This window comes from Opitutus terrae PB90-1, assembly GCF_000019965.1.
Classification (GTDB): domain Bacteria; phylum Verrucomicrobiota; class Verrucomicrobiia; order Opitutales; family Opitutaceae; genus Opitutus; species Opitutus terrae.
This window is the reverse complement of sequence record NC_010571.1, coordinates 226,982-250,633: the sequence shown is the minus strand read 5'-3', so window position 1 is coordinate 250,633 and position 23,652 is coordinate 226,982. Positions and strand designations below refer to the sequence as shown.

The 23,652-nt window shown below is 63.7% G+C and carries 33 protein-coding genes; 29 read left to right on the top strand and 4 right to left on the bottom strand.

The features are described from left to right. Positions 1 to 21 precede the first annotated feature (21 nt). From rplB to OTER_RS00990, 25 genes are all read left to right on the top strand, one after another. Positions 22 to 888 (top strand): 50S ribosomal protein L2, encoded by an 867-nt coding sequence (rplB, locus tag OTER_RS01110; protein ID WP_012373052.1) that lies wholly within the window; start codon positions 22 to 24, stop codon positions 886 to 888. Positions 889 to 900: 12 nt separating this feature from the next. Next, positions 901 to 1,176 carry a 30S ribosomal protein S19 gene (gene rpsS, locus OTER_RS01105; protein ID WP_012373051.1) on the top strand — a complete coding sequence of 92 codons (276 nt, stop codon included), beginning with the start codon at positions 901 to 903 and terminating at the stop codon, positions 1,174 to 1,176. A 120-nt stretch (positions 1,177 to 1,296) separates the two neighbouring features. Continuing rightward, a complete protein-coding gene (gene rplV / locus OTER_RS01100; protein WP_012373050.1) occupies positions 1,297 to 1,638 on the top strand; it encodes a 50S ribosomal protein L22 in 342 nt (113 codons plus the stop codon). A 9-nt stretch (positions 1,639 to 1,647) separates the two neighbouring features. Further along, positions 1,648 to 2,280 carry a 30S ribosomal protein S3 gene (gene rpsC / locus OTER_RS01095; protein WP_012373049.1) on the top strand — a complete coding sequence of 211 codons (633 nt, stop codon included), beginning with the start codon at positions 1,648 to 1,650 and terminating at the stop codon, positions 2,278 to 2,280. A gap of 51 nt (positions 2,281 to 2,331) precedes the next feature. Further along, the gene (gene rplP, locus OTER_RS01090) at positions 2,332 to 2,754 is read left to right on the top strand and encodes a 50S ribosomal protein L16 (protein ID WP_012373048.1); all 423 of its coding nucleotides are present in this window, start codon (positions 2,332 to 2,334) and stop codon (positions 2,752 to 2,754) included. A 19-nt stretch (positions 2,755 to 2,773) separates the two neighbouring features. Then, on the top strand, positions 2,774 to 2,974 hold the full coding sequence (rpmC, locus tag OTER_RS01085; RefSeq protein WP_012373047.1) for a 50S ribosomal protein L29: 201 nt from the start codon (positions 2,774 to 2,776) through the stop codon (positions 2,972 to 2,974). A gap of 107 nt (positions 2,975 to 3,081) precedes the next feature. Next, a complete protein-coding gene (gene rpsQ, locus OTER_RS01080) occupies positions 3,082 to 3,459 on the top strand; it encodes a 30S ribosomal protein S17 (RefSeq protein ID WP_012373046.1) in 378 nt (125 codons plus the stop codon). Positions 3,460 to 3,498: 39 nt separating this feature from the next. Next, positions 3,499 to 3,864 carry a 50S ribosomal protein L14 gene (gene rplN / locus OTER_RS01075; protein ID WP_012373045.1) on the top strand — a complete coding sequence of 122 codons (366 nt, stop codon included), beginning with the start codon at positions 3,499 to 3,501 and terminating at the stop codon, positions 3,862 to 3,864. Position 3,865: 1 nt separating this feature from the next. Beyond that, positions 3,866 to 4,144 carry a 50S ribosomal protein L24 gene (gene rplX / locus OTER_RS01070; protein WP_012373044.1) on the top strand — a complete coding sequence of 93 codons (279 nt, stop codon included), beginning with the start codon at positions 3,866 to 3,868 and terminating at the stop codon, positions 4,142 to 4,144. A gap of 179 nt (positions 4,145 to 4,323) precedes the next feature. Further along, positions 4,324 to 4,902 carry a 50S ribosomal protein L5 gene (gene rplE, locus OTER_RS01065; RefSeq protein WP_012373043.1) on the top strand — a complete coding sequence of 193 codons (579 nt, stop codon included), beginning with the start codon at positions 4,324 to 4,326 and terminating at the stop codon, positions 4,900 to 4,902. A 102-nt stretch (positions 4,903 to 5,004) separates the two neighbouring features. Beyond that, positions 5,005 to 5,310, top strand: coding sequence for a 30S ribosomal protein S14 (rpsN, locus tag OTER_RS01060; protein ID WP_012373042.1), 306 nt, complete (start codon positions 5,005 to 5,007; stop codon positions 5,308 to 5,310). 59 nt (positions 5,311 to 5,369) lie between these two features. Beyond that, entirely contained in the window at positions 5,370 to 5,762 is a 393-nt protein-coding gene (gene rpsH, locus OTER_RS01055) for a 30S ribosomal protein S8 (RefSeq protein WP_012373041.1), read from the top strand. Between the two features lie 12 nt (positions 5,763 to 5,774). After that, entirely contained in the window at positions 5,775 to 6,311 is a 537-nt protein-coding gene (gene rplF, locus OTER_RS01050) for a 50S ribosomal protein L6 (RefSeq protein ID WP_012373040.1), read from the top strand. A gap of 52 nt (positions 6,312 to 6,363) precedes the next feature. Then, positions 6,364 to 6,726 (top strand): 50S ribosomal protein L18, encoded by a 363-nt coding sequence (rplR, locus tag OTER_RS01045; protein WP_012373039.1) that lies wholly within the window; start codon positions 6,364 to 6,366, stop codon positions 6,724 to 6,726. Between the two features lie 6 nt (positions 6,727 to 6,732). Beyond that, complete coding sequence (rpsE, locus tag OTER_RS01040; protein ID WP_044891455.1) at positions 6,733 to 7,392, top strand: 30S ribosomal protein S5; 660 nt, start codon at positions 6,733 to 6,735, stop codon at positions 7,390 to 7,392. Positions 7,393 to 7,455: 63 nt separating this feature from the next. Further along, a complete protein-coding gene (gene rplO, locus OTER_RS01035) occupies positions 7,456 to 7,902 on the top strand; it encodes a 50S ribosomal protein L15 (protein ID WP_012373037.1) in 447 nt (148 codons plus the stop codon). Positions 7,903 to 8,004: 102 nt separating this feature from the next. Beyond that, the gene (gene secY / locus OTER_RS01030) at positions 8,005 to 9,507 is read left to right on the top strand and encodes a preprotein translocase subunit SecY (protein WP_012373036.1); all 1,503 of its coding nucleotides are present in this window, start codon (positions 8,005 to 8,007) and stop codon (positions 9,505 to 9,507) included. A gap of 165 nt (positions 9,508 to 9,672) precedes the next feature. Beyond that, a complete protein-coding gene (locus tag OTER_RS01025; protein WP_083767840.1) occupies positions 9,673 to 9,954 on the top strand; it encodes a hypothetical protein in 282 nt (93 codons plus the stop codon). Next, the gene (gene map, locus OTER_RS01020) at positions 9,951 to 10,739 is read left to right on the top strand and encodes a type I methionyl aminopeptidase (protein WP_012373034.1); all 789 of its coding nucleotides are present in this window, start codon (positions 9,951 to 9,953) and stop codon (positions 10,737 to 10,739) included. The genes OTER_RS01025 and map overlap by 4 nt, the downstream gene beginning before the upstream one ends. A 46-nt stretch (positions 10,740 to 10,785) precedes the next feature. Further along, positions 10,786 to 11,175 (top strand): 30S ribosomal protein S13, encoded by a 390-nt coding sequence (gene rpsM / locus OTER_RS01015; RefSeq protein ID WP_012373033.1) that lies wholly within the window; start codon positions 10,786 to 10,788, stop codon positions 11,173 to 11,175. 12 nt (positions 11,176 to 11,187) lie between these two features. Then, on the top strand, positions 11,188 to 11,823 hold the full coding sequence (gene rpsK / locus OTER_RS26905; RefSeq protein WP_044891454.1) for a 30S ribosomal protein S11: 636 nt from the start codon (positions 11,188 to 11,190) through the stop codon (positions 11,821 to 11,823). 118 nt (positions 11,824 to 11,941) lie between these two features. Further along, complete coding sequence (gene rpsD / locus OTER_RS01005; RefSeq protein ID WP_012373031.1) at positions 11,942 to 12,553, top strand: 30S ribosomal protein S4; 612 nt, start codon at positions 11,942 to 11,944, stop codon at positions 12,551 to 12,553. 112 nt (positions 12,554 to 12,665) lie between these two features. Then, positions 12,666 to 13,667, top strand: a complete 1,002-nt coding sequence (locus tag OTER_RS01000) for a DNA-directed RNA polymerase subunit alpha (protein ID WP_012373030.1) — start codon at positions 12,666 to 12,668, stop codon at positions 13,665 to 13,667. Positions 13,668 to 13,858: 191 nt separating this feature from the next. Next, positions 13,859 to 14,374, top strand: a complete 516-nt coding sequence (rplQ, locus tag OTER_RS00995; protein WP_012373029.1) for a 50S ribosomal protein L17 — start codon at positions 13,859 to 13,861, stop codon at positions 14,372 to 14,374. A 186-nt stretch (positions 14,375 to 14,560) separates the two neighbouring features. Next, positions 14,561 to 14,788, top strand: a complete 228-nt coding sequence (locus OTER_RS00990) for an FmdB family zinc ribbon protein (protein WP_012373028.1) — start codon at positions 14,561 to 14,563, stop codon at positions 14,786 to 14,788. A 72-nt stretch (positions 14,789 to 14,860) separates the two neighbouring features. On the opposite strand, the gene OTER_RS00985 is transcribed toward OTER_RS00990, so the two are convergent. After that, on the bottom strand, positions 14,861 to 15,970 hold the full coding sequence (locus OTER_RS00985; protein WP_012373027.1) for a hypothetical protein: 1,110 nt from the start codon (positions 15,968 to 15,970) through the stop codon (positions 14,861 to 14,863). 116 nt (positions 15,971 to 16,086) lie between these two features. Here OTER_RS00985 and OTER_RS00980 point away from each other — a divergent pair, with 116 nt between their 5' ends. After that, the gene (locus OTER_RS00980) at positions 16,087 to 16,815 is read left to right on the top strand and encodes a phosphatase PAP2 family protein (RefSeq protein WP_012373026.1); all 729 of its coding nucleotides are present in this window, start codon (positions 16,087 to 16,089) and stop codon (positions 16,813 to 16,815) included. Between the two features lie 11 nt (positions 16,816 to 16,826). Here the strand turns inward: OTER_RS00980 and OTER_RS00975 are convergent, their stop codons facing one another. The 3 genes from OTER_RS00975 to OTER_RS00965 form a co-directional block, all read right to left on the bottom strand. Further along, a complete protein-coding gene (locus tag OTER_RS00975; RefSeq protein WP_012373025.1) occupies positions 16,827 to 17,336 on the bottom strand; it encodes a ferritin-like domain-containing protein in 510 nt (169 codons plus the stop codon). A gap of 498 nt (positions 17,337 to 17,834) precedes the next feature. Further along, positions 17,835 to 18,137 carry a hypothetical protein gene (locus OTER_RS00970; protein ID WP_012373024.1) on the bottom strand — a complete coding sequence of 101 codons (303 nt, stop codon included), beginning with the start codon at positions 18,135 to 18,137 and terminating at the stop codon, positions 17,835 to 17,837. A gap of 110 nt (positions 18,138 to 18,247) precedes the next feature. Next, positions 18,248 to 19,465 (bottom strand): sugar efflux transporter, encoded by a 1,218-nt coding sequence (locus tag OTER_RS00965; protein ID WP_012373023.1) that lies wholly within the window; start codon positions 19,463 to 19,465, stop codon positions 18,248 to 18,250. A 315-nt stretch (positions 19,466 to 19,780) separates the two neighbouring features. On the opposite strand from OTER_RS00965, the gene OTER_RS00960 reads away from it, so the two are divergent. From OTER_RS00960 to OTER_RS00950, 3 genes are all read left to right on the top strand, one after another. Beyond that, positions 19,781 to 20,974, top strand: a complete 1,194-nt coding sequence (locus tag OTER_RS00960) for a DUF748 domain-containing protein (protein ID WP_012373022.1) — start codon at positions 19,781 to 19,783, stop codon at positions 20,972 to 20,974. A gap of 144 nt (positions 20,975 to 21,118) precedes the next feature. After that, a complete protein-coding gene (guaA, locus tag OTER_RS00955) occupies positions 21,119 to 22,657 on the top strand; it encodes a glutamine-hydrolyzing GMP synthase (protein ID WP_012373021.1) in 1,539 nt (512 codons plus the stop codon). A gap of 227 nt (positions 22,658 to 22,884) precedes the next feature. After that, positions 22,885 to 23,637, top strand: coding sequence for a hypothetical protein (locus OTER_RS00950; protein ID WP_012373020.1), 753 nt, complete (start codon positions 22,885 to 22,887; stop codon positions 23,635 to 23,637). Positions 23,638 to 23,652 lie beyond the last annotated feature (15 nt).

Genomic DNA, 23,652 nt, shown 5'->3' with positions numbered 1-23,652 from the left:
CCAACCCGGAGAAATCCCATCATGGCAATTCACTCTTTTCGTCCGCTCACGCCCGCCGGCCGGTTCACCTCGCTGAACAAGCGCGAGGGCCTATCCAAGAAGCGGCCGCAGAAGGCGCTCACCGAGCCCAAGCCCAAGACTGGCGGCCGCAACGTCTATGGCCGCATCACCACCCGCCACATCGGCGGAGGGCACAAGCAGCTCTACCGGATCATCGACTTCAAACGCGACATCCTCGACATGCCCGCGACGGTCGAGGCGCTGGAATATGATCCGAACCGCACGTCGAATCTGGCGCTCGTGGTCTACGCCAACGGCGAGAAGAAATACATTCTCGCGCCCGAAGGTCTGCAGGTCGGCGCGAAGATCTTCGCCTCCAACAAGGCGACCACGAACGATTACAACGTCGGCAACAATTTTCCGCTTCACCTGATCCCGCCGTCGACGCGAGTCCACGCCGTGGAACTCGTCCCCGGCCGCGGGGCCAAGATCGCCCGTGCCGCCGGCACCGGCCTCGAGCTGGTCGCCGTCGAGGGTGACCGGGCGACGCTGAAGATGCCGTCCGGCGAGCTCCGGCTCGTGAATGCGAAGTGTCGTGCCACCATCGGTGAAGTCGGCAACGGCGACCACAACAACCAGTCGCTGGGCAAGGCCGGCCGTCGTCGCTGGCTCGGCGTTCGCCCCACCGTCCGCGGTATGGTGATGAACCCCGTCGATCACCCCAACGGTGGTGGTCAGGGCAAGTCCAAGGGTGGTGGCGGTCGTCAGCAGCTGGTGTCCCCGTGGGGCCAGCTCGCGAAGGGCTTCCCGACCCGCCGCCGTTCGAAGCAGTCGAACGCGCAGATCATCGTCCATCACAACGGCCGCAAGCCGCGCGGCAAAAAGTAATCCACCCGCCCCATGTCACGTTCCATCAAGAAAGGCTTCTTCGTCGACTACCACCTGCTCGAGAAGATCGAGAAGGCGAACAAGGCCGGCGCCAAGAAGCCCATCCAGACCTGGTCCCGTCGCTCGACGATCACGCCTGATTTCGTCGGGCACACCTTCAGCGTGCACAACGGCAAGGCCTTCATCGCCGTCTACGTCACCGAGAACATGGTCGGCCACAAGCTCGGCGAGTTCGCGCTGACGCGCATCTTCAAGGCGCACGGCGGCATGACGCGCAAGGAAATCTAACCCGTCGTTTTTCAACCCACCAAGCAACCCAAAGGGTAGGGTCCCGCGTCCGCGGGGCTGCTATCGCCGGTGCCGGTCCGACCTCCTGTCGGATTGCTGGCCGGAATCCTCCCGACAACCATGGAAGTTCAAGCCCTCACTCGTTACGCGCGGATGTCGCCCAAAAAGATGCGCGACATTTCGCGGATCATCCAAGGCCGCAAGGCCGCGGAAGCCGCCGACTACCTCGCGCTCATTCCGCGCAAGTCCGCGCGGCTGATCGCGAAGACGCTGCGCAGCGCCATCGCCAACGCCGAGAACAACAACAATCTCTCGGCCGACGCGCTCACCGTGAAGCTCGCGCTGATCGAGAACGGCCCCGTGCTGAAGCGCTTCAAGGCCGGCGCGCGTGGTTCCGCGATGCCCCGCCGCAAGAAAATGGCGCACATCCGCATCGTGCTCACCGACGGCAACTCGAACTAACTTACCACCATGGGCCAAAAGACCAATCCCACCGGCTTCCGCCTCGCCGTCCGCCGCAACTGGCAGTCCCGCTGGTACGCGACGAAGAAAGATTTCCCGAAGCTCCTCGAGGAGGACCAGATCATCCGTGAGAAGCTCATGGAGAAGCTGAAGCAGGCCTCCGTGCCGCGCATCTTCATCGAGCGCGCCTCCAACCGCGTCCGCGTCAAGATCTACACCGCGCGCCCCGGCATCGTCATCGGCCGCAAGGGCCAGGAAATCGAGAAGATCAAGGAGGAGCTCGCGAAGCTCACCGGCAAGGAGATCCTCCTCGACATCCAGGAGGTGAAGAAGCCCGAGATCGAGGCGCAGCTCGTCGCCGAGAACGTCGCGCTGCAGCTCGAGCGCCGCATCGCTTTCCGCCGCGCCATGAAGAAGGCCGTCGAAATGGCCATGACGCTCGGCGCCGAGGGCATCCGCATCCAGTGCTCCGGCCGTCTCGGTGGCGCGGATATCGCCCGCCGTGAATGGCAGCGCAAGGGCCGCGTGCCGCTGCACACCCTGCGCGAGAACATCGATTACGGCTTCTCCGAAGCCCACACCGTTTACGGCAAGATCGGCGTCAAGTGCTGGATCTGCAAAAAGGAGTCCGACAACAACTGAACCAGCTCACGGCCCTAAGCGCTAAGCTCTAGGCTCTAAGCTCCTCTTCCCATGGCTCTCGCACCCGCCCGCACCAAATACCGCAAATCCCAGAAGGGCTCCCGCGCCGGCAATGCCAAGCGCGGCAACACGCTCGCTTTTGGCGAATTCGGCCTGCAGTCGCTTACGCGCGGCCCTATGACCGGTCAGCAGATCGAAGCCGCCCGTGTCACCATCTCGCGCCACCTGAAGCGCAAGGGCAAACTCTGGATCCGCGTCTTCCCGCACAAGCCGATCACCAAGAAGCCCGCGGAAGTCCGCCAAGGCCAAGGCAAAGGCCCGGTCGAGTTTTACATCGCCCAGATCAGACCTGGCGCGGTGCTGTTCGAACTCGCGGGCGTGCCCGCCACGACTGCGAAAGAGGCGTTCCGCCTCGCCGACGCCAAGCTGCCGTTCCACTGCCGCTTCATCGCCCGCGAGGGCGCCGTCGTCTAACCTTTCAAAAACGACCGTCATGACTCCCAAAGAAATCCGCGAACTCGCTCCGGCCGAGCTGCCGACCAAGATCCGCGAACTCCGCGAACAGCTGCTGCAGCTCAAGCTGCGCAAGCAAACCGGTCAGGTGGAAAAGACCCACGAGCTGCGCTCGCTCCGCAAGGACATCGCCCGGCTCGAGACCGCCCTCACCGCCTCCAAGAAGAAAGCCGCCGCCTAAAGGAATTCCAGAATTTCGATTTTCGATTTTCGATCGAGCCGCGGCCGAGGCCGCCCCGCGAAAGTCCGAAGCGATCGAAAATCCCAAATCACAAATCGAAAATCCCGATGTCCTCCTCTCCCGCTCAGCGCCATACGCGCAAAACCCAAATCGGCTTCGTGAGCAGCCGCTCCGGCGACAAGTCCATCAAGGTCACCGTCCCGTACAAGTCGCCGCACCCGCTCTACCACAAGATCGTCAACCGCCAGACCGTCCTCCACGTCCACGACGAGAAGAACGAAGCCAAGCTCGGCGACACGGTCGAGGTGATGGAGACCCGCCCGATGAGCCGGCTGAAGCGCTGGCGCATCGTGTCGATCGTGCAGCGCGCCGTCACCACCGACGCCGTCGCGATCTCCGAGACCGACGTCGCCGCCCAGGTGCCGACCAAGACCACGGCCAGCAACACGCCTGCGCCGGCCGAGCAGCCCGCGCCCCAGGCCTGAGCCTGATTCCTCAAACATCCAACCTTCTGGAGGCCTGTCATGATTCAACTGCGCTCCGTTCTCGACGTCGCTGACAACACCGGCGCCCGCAAAGCCGCGATGATTTCCCGCAAGGGTCAGATCACCGCCACCGCGGGCGTGGGCGACATCATCACCGTTCACATCAAGCAAAGCTCCACCGAAGCCACGGTGAAGAAGGGCGAGGTCCACAAGGCCGTCGTCGTTCGCACCAAGGCGCCCGTCCGTCGTGCGGATGGCAGCTACCTGCGCTTCGACAGCAATGCGGTCGTGATCATCGATCCGACGAACAATCCGCGCGGCACGCGCATCTTCGGCCCAGTCGCCCGCGAGCTGCGCGCGAAGAATTTCATGAAGATCATCTCGCTCGCGCCGGAGGTTCTCTAACATGGCTCAGAAATTTCACGTCAAACGCGGCGACCAGGTCGTCGTCATCGCCGGCTCCCAAAAGGGCAAGTCGGGCAAGGTCCTCGAGGTCCTCGCGGCCAAGCAGCGCGCGCGCATCGAAGGCGTGGCCATGATCAAGCGCCACCTCAAGAAGTCGCAGGAGCACCCGCAGGGCACGATTGCCGAGCGCGAAGGTTCGGTGCACATCTCGAACCTGATGCTCCAGTCGACGTTCGACGCCAGCAAGCGGAAGAAGGAAGCCGCGCCGGCCAAGGCCTGAGCCGGGCAAAGAGCCAAGTCACAAGTTACAAGTAGCAGGAAACCAAATCGTTGGCTCCCGACTTCAGGTGCTCGATACTTGCCACTTGCCACGTGTTACTTCCTCCGGTCCACTCCTCCTCTTTTCTCTCTCAACTTAACTCTTCAATGCCTCGCGGTCGGTAATCGCGGGCCCTGTCCATGAGCTACGTTCCCTCCCTCAAAAAACTTTACGTCGAGCACGTCGTGCCCGAGCTCGTCAAGAGCCGCAGCTACAAGAACAAGCACGAAGTGCCGAAGCTGGTGAAGATCAACCTCAACACCGGCATCGACGCCGAGGCGGACAAGAACCAGATCACCGACATTCAGCGGGATCTCGGCCTGATCGCCGGCCAGAAGCCGGTGCTCGCCAAGAGCCGCAAGGCCATCGCGAATTTCAAGCTGAAGCCCAACCAGGTCGTCGGCTGCCACGTCACGCTGCGCGGCCCCGCGATGTGGGACTTCCTCCAGCGCCTGATCGCCGTGGCGCTGCCCACCATCCGCGACTTCCGCGGCTTGCCGTCGAAGCTCGACGGCCAGGGCAACTACAACCTCGGCATCACCGACCACACGATTTTCCCGGAAATCACCGTCGAGAACGTGAAGAAGCACATCGGCCTCGACATCGCGATCGTGACGACCGCCGAGACGGACGACGAGGCGCGCGAGCTCCTCCGCCTGCTGGGCATGCCATTCCGCCGCACCGAAACGGTCGCGCCGAAACCCGCCCACGCCGCCTAAACTTCATTTTCGATTTTCGATTGGCGATTTCCGCTCGCCGATCTCCGGACCAGCCGCCGACGCCACATCGAAAATCAACAATCTTAAATCGAAAATCCCGACATGCCCAAGACCTCCGCCATCGAGCGCAACAAGAAGCGCATCCGCCTCGCCGCGCAACACGCCGCGAAGCGCGCCGAGCTGAAGGCGATCCTCGCCAATCCCGCCACCACCGACGACGAGTTCTTCGGCGCGCAGAAGAAGCTGCAGAAGCTCCCGAAGAACTCGAACAAGATCCGCATCCGCAACCGCTGCTCGCTCAGCGGCCGCCCGCGGGCCTACATCGGCAAGTTCGGCGTCTCGCGTATCCAGTTTCGCGAGCTGGCGCTGGCCGGCAAGATCCCCGGCGTCACCAAATCCTCCTGGTAAACCTTTTGGCCCACGGGGGTCGGATATGACCCGCGCGGCCCCGAAAACCAACATCCACCATGACCGATCCGATCAGTGATTTCCTGACCCGCCTGCGCAATGCGTCGAAGGCTCGTCAGGCCGAGACCACCTCGCCGCACTCCAAGTTGCGCGAAGCCATCGCCGCGATTCTCAAGGCCGAAGGCTACATCGCCGACTACAAGGACGGCACCGATGCCGCGGGCCACAAGACCCTCGTCGTCGCCCTGAAATACGTGGACAGCGCCCCGGCCATCACGGGCTTGACCCGCGTGTCGACGCCCGGCCGCCGGCTCTACTACAGCTATCAGGAAATTCCGCGCGTGCTGAACGGTCTCGGCATCAGCATCGTCTCGACCTCCCGGGGTCTGATGAAGGACGCCGACTGCCGCCGCAACAAGGCGGGTGGCGAACTGATCTGCAACGTCTGGTAACCCGCCCGCATCATGAGCCGCATCGGCAAACAACCCGTTTCCATCCCCGACAAGGTCAAGGTGTCCGTCAAGGACGGCACCGTGTTCGTCGAGGGTCCCAAGGGCAGGGTCCAAAAGACCTTTGCGCCCGCGGTGAAGGTCACCGTCGCTGACAAGCAGGTGACGTTCGCTCCCACCGAGGAGTCGCGTTTCGCCAAAGCCATGTACGGCACCGCACGTTCCATCGTGGCCGGCATGGTCAAGGGCGTAACGGAGGGCTACACCAAGGATCTCGAAATCCAGGGTGTCGGCTTCAAGGCCAACCTCAAGGGCAAGCAGCTCGACCTCGCGCTCGGCTACTCGCACCCGATCCTCCTCGACATCCCGGAGGGCATCAAAATCACCGTGACGGACCAGACGAAGGTTCGCGTCGAAGGCGCGGACAAACAGCTCGTCGGTGCCGTGACCGCGGAGATCCGCGGCTACTACCCGCCGGAGCCTTACAAGGGCAAGGGCGTGCGTATCGTCGGCGAGCGTGTTCGCCGCAAGGAAGGCAAGACCGTGGCGTAAGCCTCTGGCTTCCGCCGATCTCAATCTAAAATTTAAAATCTCAGATTTCGTCGTGAATACCATTCGCAAAGCCGATCTCCTGCAGAAGCGTCGCTGGAGAATCCGCAAGAAAGTCCAGGGCACCGCTGCGCGTCCGCGTCTCGCCGTACGCTTCACCGCCAAGCACATCTACGCGCAGGCGATCAACGACGATGCGGGCTCGACCCTCGTGTTCCTCGGTACGCTCGATCCCGAGCTGCGGGGCAAGAAACTCGCCGCCAACCTCGCCGGGGCCAAGGTCCTCGGCACCGCCTTCGCCGCCAAGGCCAAGGCCGCCGGCATCGGCGCGGTCGTGTTCGACCGCGCGGGCGCCCGTTATCACGGCAAAGTCAAAACATTCGCCGACGCCGCGCGCGAAGGTGGCCTGAAATTCTAATTACGCATGAGCACCGAACCCACTTCCGCGCCCGCTCCCGAGACCGCCGCTCCCGCGTCGGCCGCCCCGGCCGCCGCTCCTTCCGCCCCGACCCGTCAGCCCCGTCAGTTCAACCGTGGTCCCAATCGCGGCGGTCCCGGTGGGCAACGCCGCGACAATCGCCGCGACAACCGCGACAAGCCGCAGGAGGGCGATGGTCCGCAGATGATCGAGAAGGTCGTCTTCATCAATCGCTGCGCCAAGGTCGTGAAGGGTGGCCGCCGGTTCAGCTTCGCGGCGCTCGCCGTCGTCGGCGATGGCAAGGGCAAGCTCGGCATCGGTTACGGCAAAGCCAACGAAGTGCCGGACGCGATCAAGAAGAGCACCGCGCATGCGCACAAGCACATGGTCACCGTGAAGCTCAAGGGCGACACCATCCCGCACGACGTGCTCGGCGAATACGATGGCGGCAAGGTGCTGCTCCGTCCCGCCACCACCGGCACCGGCCTGATCGCCGGCGGCGGCGTGCGCGCCGTGCTCGAGGCGGCCGGCGTGAAGAACGTGCTCACGAAATCGATGGGTTCGAACAACCACATCGCGGTCGTCCACGCCACGCTCAATGGCCTCCTCCAGTTGCGCCTGAAGGACGACGTCACCGCGCTCCGCGCCAAGCCGACCAACGCCTGATCTTTTTCTTTCCGAGTCCTGCGCCGCGCGTAGCGGGGCAGGGCGCCCTCCCGAGGAACCCACATGAAACTTCACGAACTCAAGAACGTTAAAGGTGCCGTGCACCGGAAAAAGCGCGTCGGCTGCGGCGAAGGCGGCGGCCACGGCAAGACCTCCGGTCGCGGTGGCAAGGGCCAGACCGCGCGTTCCGGCAGCAGCATTCGCCCCGGCTTCGAAGGCGGCCAGATGCCCCTTTACCGCAAGCTCCCGCACCGCGGCTTCAACCAGTACAACTTCCGGACCGAACTCCCGGTGGTGAACGTCGGCGACCTCGCGTCCCTTGACGCAAGCATCACCGAAGTGACCGCCGAAGTGCTGGCGGCTCAGGGCCTGATCCGCGCCGGCGAGACGAGTGTCAAGATTCTCGGCGACGGCGAACTCAGCCGCGCGCTGAAGGTCACCGCGGTCAAATTCTCGGAATCGGCCAAGGCCAAGATCGAGAAAGCCGGCGGCCAGGCGATCACGGCCTAACGGCCACTTTCGATTTTCGATTTCGGATTTTCGATTCGGGCGGGCCCGCCTGAATCAGGTTTGACGAAGCGAGAATCGAAACTCGAAAATCGAAACTCCCCAATGTTCTCCGCCTTCACGAACTCGCTGAAGATTCCTGAGCTGCGCTCGCGGATCTTCTACACGCTGGCGCTGCTTTTCGTGGCCCGCGTGGGTGCCAATATTCCGCTGCCGGGCATCGATCCCGGTCCGCTCCAGAAGTTCTTCGCCGATCAGACGGCGAGTGGCGGAGGCTCGCTCGTGGGGCTCTACAACATGTTCACCGGCGGCGCGCTCACCAAGGGCGCCGTTTGCGCGCTGGGCATCATGCCCTACATCAGCGCCTCGATTATTTTCCAGCTGATGACCGCGGTCGTGCCGATGCTCAGCCGCCTGCAGCAGGAAGGCGACGTCGGTCGTCAGAAGCTGACGCAGTATACGCGCTACGCGACGGTCGCGATCTGTATCGTGCAGGGAGCGCTGCTGATCCTGGCGCTGGAGAATCCCGGCCGGCTCTTTCCCGGCTACGACATCGGCACCTATGGCTCGATCGTGATCGTGAGCAAGTTGAGCTTTCTCATCACCTCGGTGGTCTTCATGACCGCCGGCACGCTGGTGCTGATGTGGCTCGGCGAACAGATCACGCAACGCGGCATCGGCAACGGCGTGTCCCTGCTGATCACCGTCGGCATTCTAGCCGACATCCCGGGCGCCGCGGCGCAGACCTATCAGCTGTTCTTCAAGCCGGTCGGCACCGGCCCGAATCTCGGCCTCCCGCAGGCGGTGATCATGATCGCGCTCTTTGTTGCCGTGGTCATGGGCATCATCATGGTGGTGCAAGGCCAGCGAAAGATTCCGGTCCAGTACGCCAAACGCGTCGTCGGCAACAAGGTCATGGGCGGTCAGAGCTCGTTCCTCCCGCTCAAGGTCAACTACTCGGGCGTCATGCCGGTCATCTTCGCGAGCGCGATCCTGCTGTTCCCGCAGCAGATCTTCTCCCAGCTGGGCGCGGCGTTTAACATCAAGTTCCTGATCGAGTTCTCGCAGAACCTGCTCCGTGGCCACTGGACCTACTATGCGATCTACACCACGCTGATCCTGTTCTTCAGCTACTTCTGGGTATCCGTGATGTTCAAGCCGATCCAGATCGCCGACGATCTGAAGAAGTACGGCGGCTACGTCCCCGGCGTGCGCCCCGGCGAGCCGACCGCCCGGTTCCTGGACTTCATCATGACCCGGCTCACGCTGGCCGGCGCGGTGTTCCTGACGATCATCGCGGTCATGCCGGACGTGCTGCTGTTCGAACTCAATGTCCCGCAACGGATCGCGATTTTCTTCGGCGGCACGGGCATGCTGATCACCGTCGGCGTCGTCCTCGACACGATGCGCCAAGTCGAAACCTTCCTGTTGCAACGCCACTACGACGGCTTCCTCAAGAAGGGCCGCATCCGCGCCCGCAGCGCCATGCCCGCTGGCATGACCGGCGACGCGCTGAGCTCCGACGCACTGCTGAAGCTGGGCGTTCCGGTCACGGCCATCTTCCTCGTGGGCATCGTGGCTTGGGCGATCCAGAAGTTCGCACTTTAGTTCTTTACTCCTGATAGGATGGGCGCCATCAACGACCCTTTCGCTCGTTGCGGCGTTCGCGCCAAAACCAAGCTCCTTCTCCTCGGTTCGCCCGCTTTTCGTCCTGAAAACCTGATGAACCGGGTTTGTTCTTTGAATCTAGAGCACGTCTCTCCCGCCAACTTCATGCGGTCGGAGATTTCGCGCCGCCGGGCTTCGGCTTCGGCGGAGGAAGCAGCCACGCTCGCCGCGATGCGAAAGTGGTTCTTCACGCGCAAACCTGATGCGGGCTTTGTCCTCACGGACTTCCCGGCTACGCTGCTCCAAGCCAAAGTGTTCGACGAATGGCTCGACGCTCGCGACGAATGCCTCGATGGCGTTGTCGCCGGTCCGGGCTCCCACGAGTCGCTCGTCACGCACTATCACCAGCTCGGTCTCCTTCGGGAGATCGAGGAACTCGCAGCATGACGATCCCGATCAAAAGCAAGGACGGGATCGCGAAAATGCGCGAGGCGTGTGCCATCGCCGCCACGGTGCTTGATCAACTCAAGCCGCTCGTGCGACCCGGCATCACCACTCAGGACTTGGAAGAAGCGGGGCGCGATCTGATCTCGCGCTTGGGGGCCCGCAGCGCCTGCTACGGCTATCAACACGGTTCGCGCCGGTATCCAGCTCACACCTGTATCTCGGTCAACGACGAGGTCGTTCACGGGATTCCGTCGTTCCGCCGCGTGTTGCGCGATGGCGACATCGTTTCGCTCGACATCGTCGTCTGGCACGATGGCTACGTCGGCGACAACGCCTACACGGTCCCCGTCGGTGCGATCGCGCCGGAACTCGAGAAGCTCCTTCGCGTGAGTCGCGAGGCGCTCGATCTCGGGATCCGGCAGGCACAGGTGGGCAATCGCGTCGGCGACATCTCCGCCACGATCCAGAACTACGTCGAAGCTCACGGCTTCAGCGTGGTGCGTGACATGGTCGGCCATGGCGTCGGCGTCGCGATGCACGAGCCGCCGGAGATCCCGAACTTCGGCCGCAAGGGCACCGGCGAGCGGATCAAGTCCGGGATGACGTTCGCGATCGAGCCCATGGTCAACCTTGGCGGATACAAGACCAAGACGCTCAGCGACGGCTGGACGTGCGTCACCGCCGACGGCTCTCCCTCGGCCCATTTCGAGCACACGGTGCTCACGACCGATCACGGTCCCGAGATCCTCACCGTGCCCCGCCCGCTGCCCGCGCCAGCTTCTTGACCCTTTTCCCAACCTTAAACTTTAAACTTAAAACCTAAACGTCCTTATGCCTCGTCTCCTCGGTGTAGAAATCCCCGCGAAAAAGAAAGTCGCGTATTCCCTCCGTTACATCAACGGCATCGGCCCCACGCGCGCCGACCTCCTCGTGAAAGAAGCGGGCCTCAGCCCCGACATGCGCGCCCAGGACCTCACGGAGGAGCAGCTGAACAAGATCCTTCACCTCATCACGGAGCACAAGTGGGTGCTCGAGGGTGATCTGCGCCGCGAGATCGCGGGCAATCTCAAGCGCCTGCAGGCGATCAACTGCTATCGTGGCGTTCGCCACCGGCGCGGTCTGCCCGTCCGCGGCCAGCGCACCAGCACCAACGCCCGCACCCGCAAGGGCCCGCGCAAGACCGTCGGCGTCTCGAAGGCCGCCGCTGCCGCCAAAGCATAAACTCTCCTCGTCATGGCTGAAGAAAAGTCTGCTCCCAAGAAAGAGAAACCCGTCAAGGCGGCCACGGCCCCTGGCGAAACGGCTGCGCCCGCGGAGGGCGCGGCGAAAGCCCCTGCCGAGAAGAAGGCCAAGGCCCCCAAGGCCGGTGCGCCCGCCGGTGAAGGTGCGGCTCCCGCTGCGCCCGCGGCTCCGGAAAAACCGGTCGAGCTCGTCGGCGGCGTGGCCAAGCAGCCCACCGCGGAGGACCTCCTGAAGGAGGAACTCGGCGTGATCAAGGTCCGCAAGGCCAAGGGCTCGAAGAACGTCACCTCGGGCGTCGCCAACGTGCTCGCGTCGTTCAACAACACGATCGTCTCGATCACCGACCAGCAGGGCCGCGTCATTTCCTGGTCGAGCGCCGGCAAGTGCAACTTCCGCGGCTCGCGCAAATCGACCGCGTACGCCGCGCAGATCGTGGCGCAGGACGCCGCGCGCAACGCGATGGCGCACGGACTCAAGGACATCGTGATCCGTATCTCGGGCCCCGGCCTCGGCCGCGACTCCGCCGTCCGCGCGCTGCAGGCGGTCGGTCTGGAGATCACCTCGATCATCGACGTGACGCCGATCCCGCACAACGGCTGCCGTCCGCGCAAGCGCCGCCGTGTGTAAGCCACCTCCTTCTCGTTCTCGCCCTCGTTCTCGTCCTCCTCGGAGACAGACAGAACGAGCAAGAGAATGAGAAAGAGAACGACTCAACTCTCCCTCTCACCCTCTCATCTTTCTCACAATGGCTCGTTACACCGGTCCAACCACCCGCGTCAGCCGTCGCTTTGGCCAGCAGATTCTCGGCTCGGGCAAGGCCTTCGAACGCCGCAGCTATCCGCCGGGGCAGCACGGCCCCAAACTTCGCCGCAAGGTGTCGGAATACGCCGTCGGCCTGAACGAAAAGCAGAAGCTCCGCTACATCTACGGGCTGCTCGAGCGCCAGTTCCGGCGCGTGTTCGAGATCGCCAAGAAGGAGCGCGGCGTCACTGGCGAGCGTTTCCTTCAGTTGCTCGAGACGCGCCTCGACAGCGTCGTCTATCTCCTCGGGCTCGCCAAGAGCCGCGCCGCCGCGCGCCAGTTCGTCAACCACGGCCACATCCGCGTGAATGGCCACAAGGTCGACATCGCGAGCTACAACGTGAAGGCCGGCGACGAGATCGAGGTGAAGAACTCGCCCGCCTCGCGCCAGCTGGCCACCCGTTGCCTCGAAGAGAATCGTATCCGCAATGTCCCCGGCTGGCTCAGCATGAACGCCGAAACGTTCAAGGCCACGGTCAACCGCCTGCCCACTCGCGATGAGATGGAACAGGGCATCAACGAGCAGCTCATCGTCGAGTTCTACTCGCGCTTCTGAGCCGCTGTCCGGCACTGCCTCTCCTGGTGTAACGCCCTTCGTCTCGTCGCCATCCGCCTGCCGGCCCGAGCGTTGCACCGCTTCCATTCTTTCATACATCTTCTCCATCGCCATGCCCAAACGTCTCGGAAAGTTCGAACTCCCGTCCAAACTCACGAAGGTGGAGGAAGGCTCTACGCCAACCTACGCCAAGTTCATCGCTGAGCCTTTCGAGGCCGGCTACGGTCATACCATTGGCAACTCTCTCCGTCGCGTTCTCCTCAGCTCCATCGAAGGTGCTGCCATCTCGTCCATCAAGATCGACGGCGTTAACCACGAGTTTCAGTCGATCGACGGTGTCGTCGAGGACGTCACCGACATTGTCCTCAACCTGAAGAAGGTCCTGCTCGTCTCGCAGAAACGCGAGTCGATCAATCTCGCCATCCGGGTCAACAAGGCCGGCATCGTCACGGCCGCCGACATCCAGCCCGATCCGAATATCCAGGTCATCAATCCCGAGCAGGTCATCTGCACGCTCGACGCGAAGAAGACCTTCGACGCCGAGATCGAGATCAAGACCGGCCGCGGCTATTGCCCCGGCGAGGCGAACAAGAAGGAGGAGCAGGCCATCGGCGTCATTCCGATCGACTCGCTCTTCTCCCCGGTCCGCCTCGTGAAATACGCCGTCGAAGCGACGCGCGTGGGCCAGATCACCGATTACGACAAGCTCGTGCTCGAAGTCTGGACCGACGGCCGGATCACGCCGGACGACGCGCTTAAGCAGGCGGCTTCGATCCTCAAGCACCACCTCGACGTGTTCGATCGCGTCAGCGAGGAGACCTACGAATTTGAGAACCAGCAGTCCGAGGTCAGCGAGGAGCAGAACAAGCTCCGCAAGCTCCTCAACATGTCGGTTAACGAGATCGAGCTCTCCGTCCGCGCGGCCAATTGCTTGAACAACGCCAATATCACCACGGTCGGCGAGCTGGCGATGAAGACCGAGCAGGAGATGCTCAAATACCGCAACTTCGGCAAAAAATCCCTCAACGAGATCAAGGAGAAGCTCGAGGCGCTGGGCCTGTCGCTCGGCATGAAGTTCGACGAGCGGCTCCTCGACACGAAGAAGGAAGGCTGAGCCATTTTCGATTTCCGATTGGGGATTTTCGATTGCTCCGCCAGTCGAAAATCCGGCAGGCGCCAGTCGATGCCCGCGCAATCGAAAATCGAAATTCTGCATTCGAAAATCTTCCGTCTCTCGCGCCGTCCGCTGCCGCGTCAACGCTGCGACCGGATTGCCGATCGGGAGCCGGCTAAACCCATACCACAATGCGTCACAATAAACACCGCGCCTCCCTCGGCGTGACTGTCGAGCATCGCCGCGCGATGCTGTCCAACCTGGCTGCTGCGCTCATCACGCACGGCCGCATCGAGACGACCTTGGTCAAGGCCAAGGCGCTTCGCCCCTTTGTTGAAAAGGTCATCACCAAGGCCAAACAGGCCGCGGCCAAGACCGACAAGAAGGATGCGCTGCATCTCCGCCGGCTCGCCCAGAGCGACGTGCGCGATGAGACTGCCGTCACGAAGCTGTTCAACGAGACCTACAAGGAATTCGCGAACCGCAACGGCGGCTACACCCGCATCTACAAGCTCGGGCCGCAGCGCATCGGCGACGCCGCCGAGATGGCGCTGATCGAGTTCGTGAAGGCGGACGATCCCGGCTATAAGAAGTCGAAGGGCAAGAAGGCGACCAAGGCTAAGGGCAAGAAGGCGAAAGCCACGCCCGCTGCCGAAGCCGCTGCTGCCGCGACGACCGAGGCCGCACCGGCCGAAGAAAAGAAGTAAGGCGAAGCCCGCCGTTCCCGGCGGGCTTGCTGCTCGAGCTTCGCTCGTTTTCCAACGCGCCGACGTCAGTCGGCGCGTTTTTTCTTGGGCCTGCGTCCTGCCGCTTGCGTGGGAGCGCGGCGGTCCCGGCCGCATTGGGCATTGCGGGCGGGACGCCTGTGCTCCCATGATTTGCGCGTTCACCCCATGTTCGATCTCACCACCGCCGCCGTGATCTATTGCACGCTCGTCGCGATCGTGTTTCTCGGGTTGTGGCTGTGGAACGATCGTCGCGACCACCGGACGTTCGAACGCGAGCGGCGCAAGACGACTTTCCACTGCATCCGCTGTGATCAGCTCTACACGGCGGTGGTGGGCACCGAACTCGCGAAGTGTCCTCGCTGCGGGCACGAAAACACGCGGCTGAAATTCTGAACCCGGCTGCCCCGTGGCAACGGCGCCCGGAGCCGGGAATCGCATATGCTCGGGCTGCATCGAGGGTCGTCCCTACCTCGTGTCACGCTCTCGGCCGATAACCCACTCGGTCACCAACGCGCATTCGAGCCCGAAGCCGAGATAACCGGCGTAGCCGAGCAACGGCATCTCGAAGACGTGCCAACGATCGACATACGGTACGGTGTAGATCCATTTCGCGGCGCTGGGCAAATTCCACATCTCCCAGAAGAATCCGCATGCGAGCGCGGCCAGTGCCCAGCCCGCAGCGCGCTGCCATTCGCCGGCCGCGAGTTCAGTCCACACTCCACGGCGCCCGCTCACGATACCGCAGCCGAACAGCAGCGCGAGCGGCGCCACCCACAGCGCGGGATAAAACTCCTGCGGCCTGGCGCCCGTGAAGCTGAGCGCCACCAGCGCCACCAGGAGTAGCGCCGCGCCGGTGATCCGGCGGTCCAGCCAGCCCCATCGCGGGCCGCGCTCCGTTTTCTGCTGCAATGCCGGAAACGTCGCGAGCACCTCGCGCATCGCGAGCACGGCGGGCAGCACGGTCGAGAAACACAGGCTCGCGTGCACCACGTAGGCCCTCGGGCCAAAGTCCTCCACGCCGAGATAGTGCCAGTTCTGGGCGAAGCGATTCAACCACTCGAACATCCACCAGAATGCCGCACTGAATCCGAACAGCGCCAGCCAGCGCGCTGGGAGGCGCAGCATCGTCGGCGTTCTGCCGCGCTGCACGATCCAGGCATTCAACGTCACCACGAATCCCAGCCAGAGGGGAAAGAACGTGGTGCGCTGAAGCGCAGCGAACCACGGAAACCGCGTCCAGGCGAGCACCCACCATACGGTGGTCCAGCCGAACGCGATCCAGCCCCAGCTTGGAAATCGCGATACGGCCGGTGCCGCTGCCGCGGGAGCCAAGACCGGAAACTCGGCATGACGGCTCCTGACGAAGGGGAGCCACACCGCGGCGACGCTCGCAAACACGAGCATTCCCGCGAACCACGACCAGCGCGGATAGTCAGCCGGAATGTCGAGTGGCGGTGGGAAAGCGCGCAGCGGCCTGAGATCGCGTCCGCTCAGCCAGGCGCCGGTGAGCGGCAGCAACAACGTGGCCGCGACCGTGACGAGACCTGCGATCCGCGTTGAGCTGGGTGCATTCATGGAAACCGGACGGCTCGAGCCACGCGGCACCCTAGCACATCCACCGCGTCGCTCAAGGTACCGTCGTCGCGTGTCGCTCGCGCTTGCGTGTTGCCCGTTCCGCGACTTCCTGCGGCGTGGTCAGGCGACTGCAACTCTGGTGGACTCGCTCACCGTGGAACGACGCGGTGATCCTGGCTGCGTCCGTGGTCGTGATCGTTGCCACGTGGATCTTCATCGCGGTCGCCGAGGAGGTTCACGAGGGCGAGCACCTGCCGCTGGAGAATCAGATCATGCACGCGTTCCGCACCGGCGATCCGCCGCATCCGATCGGCCCGCCTTGGCTCGCGGACGTCGCGCGCGACGTGACGGCGCTGGGGAGCGTGGCGGTGCTCTCGGGGATCGTGGCGCTGGCCGCGGGCTATCTGCTGTTGAGTGGCCGGCGCGCGGCCGCGCTGTTCGTGCTGGTCGCGTCGCTCGGCGGCTTGGGAATCAATCACACACTGAAACACACCTTCGATCGCGAGCGACCGGAACTTGAACTTCGGCTGGTGCAAATCGACTCATTCAGCTTCCCGAGTGGCCACGCCATGTCATCGGCCACGATCTATCTCACGCTCGCGGTCCTGTTGACTCGGTTGACGTCCCACCGCAGCCGGAAGACCTACATCGTCGGCTCGGCGATCCTGCTCACGTTTCTGGTCGGGTTCAGTCGCGTTTTTCTCGGGGTGCACTATCCGAGTGACGTCCTCGCCGGATGGGCCGCAGGAACGGCCTGGGCGCAGCTCTGCTGGATGACGGCACACTTCCTGGGACGCCGCCGGCTGGCGCGGGTCGAATCGGCGCCAGCGGCTGGGGCGTCGTGACGCGGTTTGGATCAGGTGGCGGCTTCGTCGGCGGCGGCCGCCTTCACGTTCATCTGCGACGCATATTGCGTCAGCTGCTTATCCATCCGCTCTTCCTCGTCGATCGTCTGCTGCAGCAAACGCGCCGCGTCGTCGTATTTGAGCACGCGCGCGAACGTCGACACGCTGCCGTAGCCGGCGATCTCGTAATGCTCCACTTTCTGCGCCGCCACGATCAGCGCGGCATCGAGCACTTCAGGATCGGCATCTTCGTCGAGCAGTTCGCTCGCTTCGGCCACGAGGCCGGCCATCGCCTTGCACGATTTGCCCTCGGGCGAGGTCTCGAGCCCGCGAAAAATTTGCTCGAGCCGCTGCGCCTGTTCCTTCGTCTGCGCGAGGTGCGTTTCGAAACCGCGGCGCAGTTTTTCCGATTTCGCCGCCTTCGCGAGCAGCGGCAGGGCCTGGGTCAGCTGTTTTTCGGCGTCATAAAGATCCCGCAGTTCGTGGACGAAAAGGTCGTGAAGATTCTCGAGTGATTCCATGGTCGTGAAGAATTGAGGTTGGGAAAACACCGCGCGTGCGCGGCGAGTGATGCGAGAATCTAGCGTCGTCGCTGGGCGCTGTCTCTGGGGAGATTGACGCGCGCGTGCGACGAGAATCTCCCACGAGTCAGATCGGCGGCGTGATCGCAGTCGCGTGAATTCGCGCCGCGCGTGCGCAAAAAAAATCCTCAGCCGACTGATTTACGCGCCGATGAATTCTCCAGTTGACCATCAGATCACAGTTTACAAATCGTCGAGACGATGGACAACTAGAGCGTGAGACAAGCAGACCGCTTGGTCTCGAAAACAAACCCCACAAGAAGGAAAAACAAAATGGCTAAGAAAGCATCGAAACCTGCGAAGAAGACCGCGGCGAAGAAAAAGGCCAAGAAGAAGTAAATCCGCGGCACGGCGCTCCCATGCTGGCTGCAGGAATTGCAACAGCGGGGAGCGAGTGCTTCGCATCAAACTCAAGGAATAGGCGCGCAGTTTGCGCGCCTATTTCATTTGGCCCCGCGGCGGCAACGGTGGCTTCATGATGCCAGTCTTGCTCGGGCGCGCCGCATCGCCTGCGCCGCCTGCCTCGAGTTGATCAGGACGGCGCGGCGGATTCTGGTGCAGCGCGCGGGCCTCGCGGGAGCCGGCGACGAGCGGTTGGTCGACGGCGGGATAATCTTCATCGCGCAGGTTCACGGTGTCGGGTGAAGGGGTGACGCTACGCCGGCTGGATTCCACCGTGTCCACCTCAGGGTCGCGCGGAGCGGTGATCGGCCGCGCGGAGGAATTTTCCCGGGAGTTCATCCGTGAGTCTAGTGCAGGTCAGGCGCACGGTCTCACGGTGGGTTTTCGCCAGCGGGGATGTAGAAATTTCCGGGCCCGCGCCCGGCGGACGCCGAAGCAGCGGGCCGGCGTTACGCCCGGGCGGTCACCGGCGGCTCGTGGCGAAAGAGCAAAAACGCCACAAGCGTGGTAGTGCAGAGCGCCGCGCACGCGAAAAAAACGCCACGGTGACCGATCACGCTTACGAGCAGGCCGAAGGAAAAATAGCCGAGCAGGTTGCCGGCGGCGAAGGAGTTTGAATAGACGCTCGTGGCGAGTCCCGCCTGCCCGGGCAAGCGGTCCTGGAAAAACATGATCGTGACGTTGGTCGTGACTGCGATCGAAGCCGCGCTCAGGATCTGCATCGGGTAGATGTGCCACGGGGCGCGTGCGAACGTAAGCGCGAGGAAATACGCGACGGCGGCGAGCACACCGAATCGCAGCAAACCGATTTGATGTCCCCGCGCCGCGAGGCGGCCGAACCAGACGTAGAGCGGGATCTCCACGATGGGCGCGATGCCGAAGATCAGTCCCACCTCCCGTTCCGTGCCGCCCAGTTGCTGCGTCACCAGCAGCGGCAGATTCATCATGTTCATGGTGAACCCGGCGAAAACCAGGACGAAGCCGACGAAGTGGACGAGAATAATCGGCCGCGTGAACACGGCGACGAGCGAAGCGGGCGCCACCCGGTGCGCGACGGGCGGATGTGCCCGCAACGGCACCCAACGCAGCACGCCGAGCAGGAACAGGACAAACAGCGCCGACGTCGCGAGGAAGATGCCGCGGTAGCTGAAGTGAATCATCACGGCCGCGCCGGTGGCCGGGCCGATCGTCCACGCGAGCGAGAAGAACACGCGCAGCAAACTCATGTGCAGCGCCGCGTCCGCGCCGGCGTTCTCGGGCCGCGCGAGTTCCTCGCGTACGAAGGCGAACAGCTGCGAAAAATTCACCGACGCCACGCCGAGCGCGAATGAGCCGATCAGCGTCAACAGTACCGGATCGCGCACGAACGCGTAGCCGGCATAACCGATCACTCCGCCGGAGCTGCCCACGATGAGCATCGTGCGCCGCGGGACGTGCGTGTCGGACCAGCGCGCCAGCAGCGTGCTGAGGACGACCGCACTCACCGAGGTGATGGTCATGAAAAGTCCGAAGGTCAGCGGGCGCATGCCGATCGACAGCGTTCCCCACATCGACAGAAACGGGTTCACAAACGAATAGCCGAGCCCGAGCGCGAAGTTCGCGGCGAGCAGTCCGGCAAATCCGGGTTGCCGAGCGACGCTGCGGCAAACGGCGACGAAACGCGTCATGGGAAGCCGTCATACCAGAGTGTCCGGAACGCGACGCGAGCGCAAAGCCGGTGCTCGAGAACGGCTATTCCGTCGGGCATCGGCGGCGCCTTTCGGTTTGCTGACATGCATGGGATGGCGATCCCACGTGGCGTGGCAGAGGCGACTCGCCCGTGGGTTTGCGAAAAGTGAGATACGCCCGGGGGGCATGCAGTTTGCCGGGAGCGCGGTGTCGAACCATGCACATTGCCGGCCGCAATCTGGGGCAGGGCGGGGGTGCGAGGCTTGGACCAGCGCGATTTGTGCGGTTGGCACCGGCCAAGCGTGATCACCGGCATGAAGCTGAAGTCACTCACTCGCCGGCGACACCGCAACCTCCCGCCGGAGGCTCCAGACCAAGTGCTCTCGCGCCCGCCGCGCCGATCGCACGGCGGCTGGTGGATCGCGCTGGGCACGGTCCTCGTAGTCTTGGCGCTGGTGCGTTTCGTCGGCTCGCCGATCGCACGCAGCGTGGTGAATCAGAAGCTCGCGGCCATGCCCGATTTCGTGGGGCGGGTCGAAGGGGTGACGCTCGCGATCTGGCGCGGAGCCGTCGACGTCGACGATTTTGTGCTCTACGAGCGCGGGTTCGAGGACGAGCCGCCGCTGCTGCACCTCCGCCGGGCGCGTATGAGTTTTTCGTGGACGGCGCTGTTGAGCGGCAAGATCGGCGGCCGGTTGACGATCGACGGCGCCGAGGTAAACGCGATCAAGCGGATCGATGACAACACCTCTGCCGGCGGTCGAAACGAAGAGGAACGGGAAGGTGAGCTGAAGGCCGAAGCGCGGGAAAAAAAGGAAGTCGTGAAACGATGGCAGGACGAACTGCGCCAGGCGCTGCCGCTGGAACTCACGCGCTTCGAACTCACGGGCGGTCGCATCCGCGTGGCGGATGTCTCGAAGGATCCGGCGGCGGAGTTCACGATCGAGCATCTCCACGTGGTGGTGACGGATCTGCAGAACCGGCCCAAGGCCAATGGCGATTCGCTGCCGACCCAGCTGAAGGTTGACGGCCGATTCGCCGGCGGCGGCCAGCTGCACGCCGAAGCACAGGTGGATCCGCTGGCGGAGCAGCCGCGGTTCACCGGCAATTTCGAGATTCGCGAGCTGCAGTTGCCCGCGCTGAATGGGTTCCTGCTCGCGTATGCCAACGCCGACGTCGGGCGCGGCACGTTCGAAGTCTACGCGGAAATCCAGGCGCGGGACGGACGCTACGAAGGCTACGTCAAGCCGCTGTTCCACGATCTGGATTTCCGTACCGCGTCGGATCGCGACAAGAACGCGGCGGAGCTGCTGGCCAAAAAGGTCGTGAGCGCGGTCGCCGCGGTGTTGAAGAACGATGAGAAGGATCAGGTCGCGACGAAGGCGCCGTTTGCCGGGGACTTCGCCAACAACGACGTCGATATCTGGACGACGATCGGCACGTTGTTCCGCAATGCGTTCGTGCAGGCATTGCGCGGCGGTTTCGAAAACGAGACGCCGCGACGGTAAGCGCCCGAGCGATCATTTCCCGGCGTACCCGGTCGCCCGCATGGCCGCCGGCGTGATCCGGCTGCGACTGGTGACCGACTTCGCAGGAATCGCGCTTGCACCCCGGGCGGCGTCTCGATTGTGCTGTCCGTTTCCAAGCCGCTCATGCCTCAGACCATCGCCGTCCTCGACTTCGGATCGCAGCTCACCCAGGTCATTGCCCGCCGGATCCGCGAGTGTCAGGTCTACTCGAAGATCTACCACTTCTCCACGCCGGCGGCTCAGTTGCGCGAGGAGGGGGTGATCGGCATCATCCTGTCCGGCGGTCCGCAGAGCGTGTATGCGCGCAAGGCGCCGCACCCCGACCCGGCGATCTTCGAGCTCGGCGTGCCGATCCTGGGCATCTGCTATGGCGTGCAGCTGATGGGACATTTCCTCGGCGGCAAGGTGGAGCTCAGCACCGCGCGAGAATACGGCCACGGTCATCTGACCATCAAGCGGCCGGGCAAGCTCTTTGCGGGGCTGCCCCGAAAGCTGCGGATCTGGAATTCGCACGGTGATCGGTTGGCCAAGCTGCCGCCGGGCTTCGCGGCCACGGCCATCTCGGAAAACTCGCCCTATGCGGGGATCGAGGATCGTACGCGGCAGTTTTATGGCATTCAGTTTCACCCGGAGGTGTTCCACACCGAGCGCGGCGTCGACATGATCCGCAACTTCCTGCTCGGCGTTTGCGGGGCCAAGCAGGATTGGACCACCAAGGATTTCATCGCGCACGCGGTGGCCGACATTCGCGCCAAGGCCGGCAAGTCGCGCGTGATCCTCGGGCTGTCGGGCGGCGTCGACTCGTCGGTCGCGGCGGCGCTGCTGCACAAGGCCATCGGCCGGCAGCTCACCTGCGTGTTCGTCGACAACGGGCTGCTGCGGAAGGGCGAACGCGATTACGTCGAGGCGCTCTACAAAAAACATTTTCACATCGACCTGCGCATCGTCGATGCCTCGAAGCTGTTCCTCAAGCGGCTGAAGGGCGTCACCGAACCGGAACAGAAGCGCAAGATCATTGGCCGCACCTTCGTCGAGGTGTTCGAGAAGGCGCTGAAGACGGTCGGACACGCCGACTTCCTCGGGCAGGGCACGCTGTACCCGGACGTGATCGAGAGCGTTTCGATCGGCAATAACCCCGCCTCGGTGATCAAGACGCATCACAACGTGGGCGGGCTGCCGGAGCGGATGAAGCTGAAGCTGATCGAACCGCTGCGGGAGTTGTTCAAGGATGAGGTGCGCAAGGTCGGCGCGGCGCTCGGGCTGCCGAAGGAGGTCGTCTGGCGGCAGCCGTTCCCCGGCCCCGGTTTGGGCGTGCGCGTCATGGGCGAGATCACCGCGGCCAACCTCGAGATTCTGCGCAACGCGGACGCCGTGCTGCACGAGGAAATGATGGCGTCGGGCTACTACTACAAGGTGTGGCAGTCGTTCTGCGTCTTTCTGCCGGTGAGGACCGTGGGCGTGTTCGGCGACGAACGCACTTACGATTACGTCGTCGCGCTACGGGTCGTGGAGAGCATCGATGCAATGACGGCCGATTGGGCCAAGCTGCCGCACGAACTGCTGCAACACATCTCCAGCCGCATCACCAACGAGGTGCGCGGCGTCAGTCGCGTGGTGCTGGACATCAGCTCGAAGCCGCCCGCGACGATCGAGTGGGAGTGAGCCTGAGCGGTCGGCCGGCCCGCCGCTGGCTGGCGCCCGTGCCGGGGCCTTTCGCCGCTGGAGTGAGCGACCACGTCGCAGGTGGAGCCCGTCGTCGCGCCGGACTGATTGGACGTTCGCGCTCGTGCCGCCCGCCGGGACGGCGGGCCACCCGATGCGCGGTACCGGTGCAGTATTGGCCCTCACGGGACTTCCCTCCCGGACGAATTTCCTCCAAGCTATCGGCCATGATTTTTCCCGTGCGTCTCGTCACCTGGCTCGCGCTGGCTTTTGCGACGATCGTCGGGCTGCACGCGGAGGAACCGAGCATCATTGCCCGCGCCCGGGCTCGGCTCGCCTCGGAGGCCATCCTCGACGGGGTCACCTCGATCCACTATGTGGGCACGCTCGTCACCGAGGATCCGGCCAACTCGGCGACGCCGTTGCGCCAGGCGATCGAAATTTACCTGCAGAAGCCGGCGCAACAGCGGATCGTGATCACGTCGGACGACACGATCGAGATCAGCGCCCTGGACGGCTACGACGCGTGGCGACGGACCATCGACGCCAGGAATCCCGATCGGTGGCAGCAGAGCCAGATGGGTTCCGAGCAGGTGAAGCAACTGCGCGCCGACGTGTGGGAGAACCTGTCGTTCTATCGCGGTATCGAACGCGTGGGCGGTTGGGTGAAGGACGAGGGAGTCGCCGTCATCGATGGCATTTCCTGCCGCAAGGTGGCGTTCCACCACGACGACGATCTCGTGTACCTGCGCTATTTCGACCAGGCGTCAGGGCGGCTGGTTTACACCGGCACCGAGATGAACAATTTCCGCGAAGACGGGGAAATCCACGCGGGCGGTATTCGCTTTCCCAAATCCATCGTGATCTCGCAGACCGCGGAAGGGCACACCTCGAAGCGCACGATTACCTTCGACCAGATCACCGTGAACGAACGCTTTCCAGCGAGTCTGTTCGCGGTGCCCCTCCCCACGGTGAAATGACCCTGGTCTCGCATC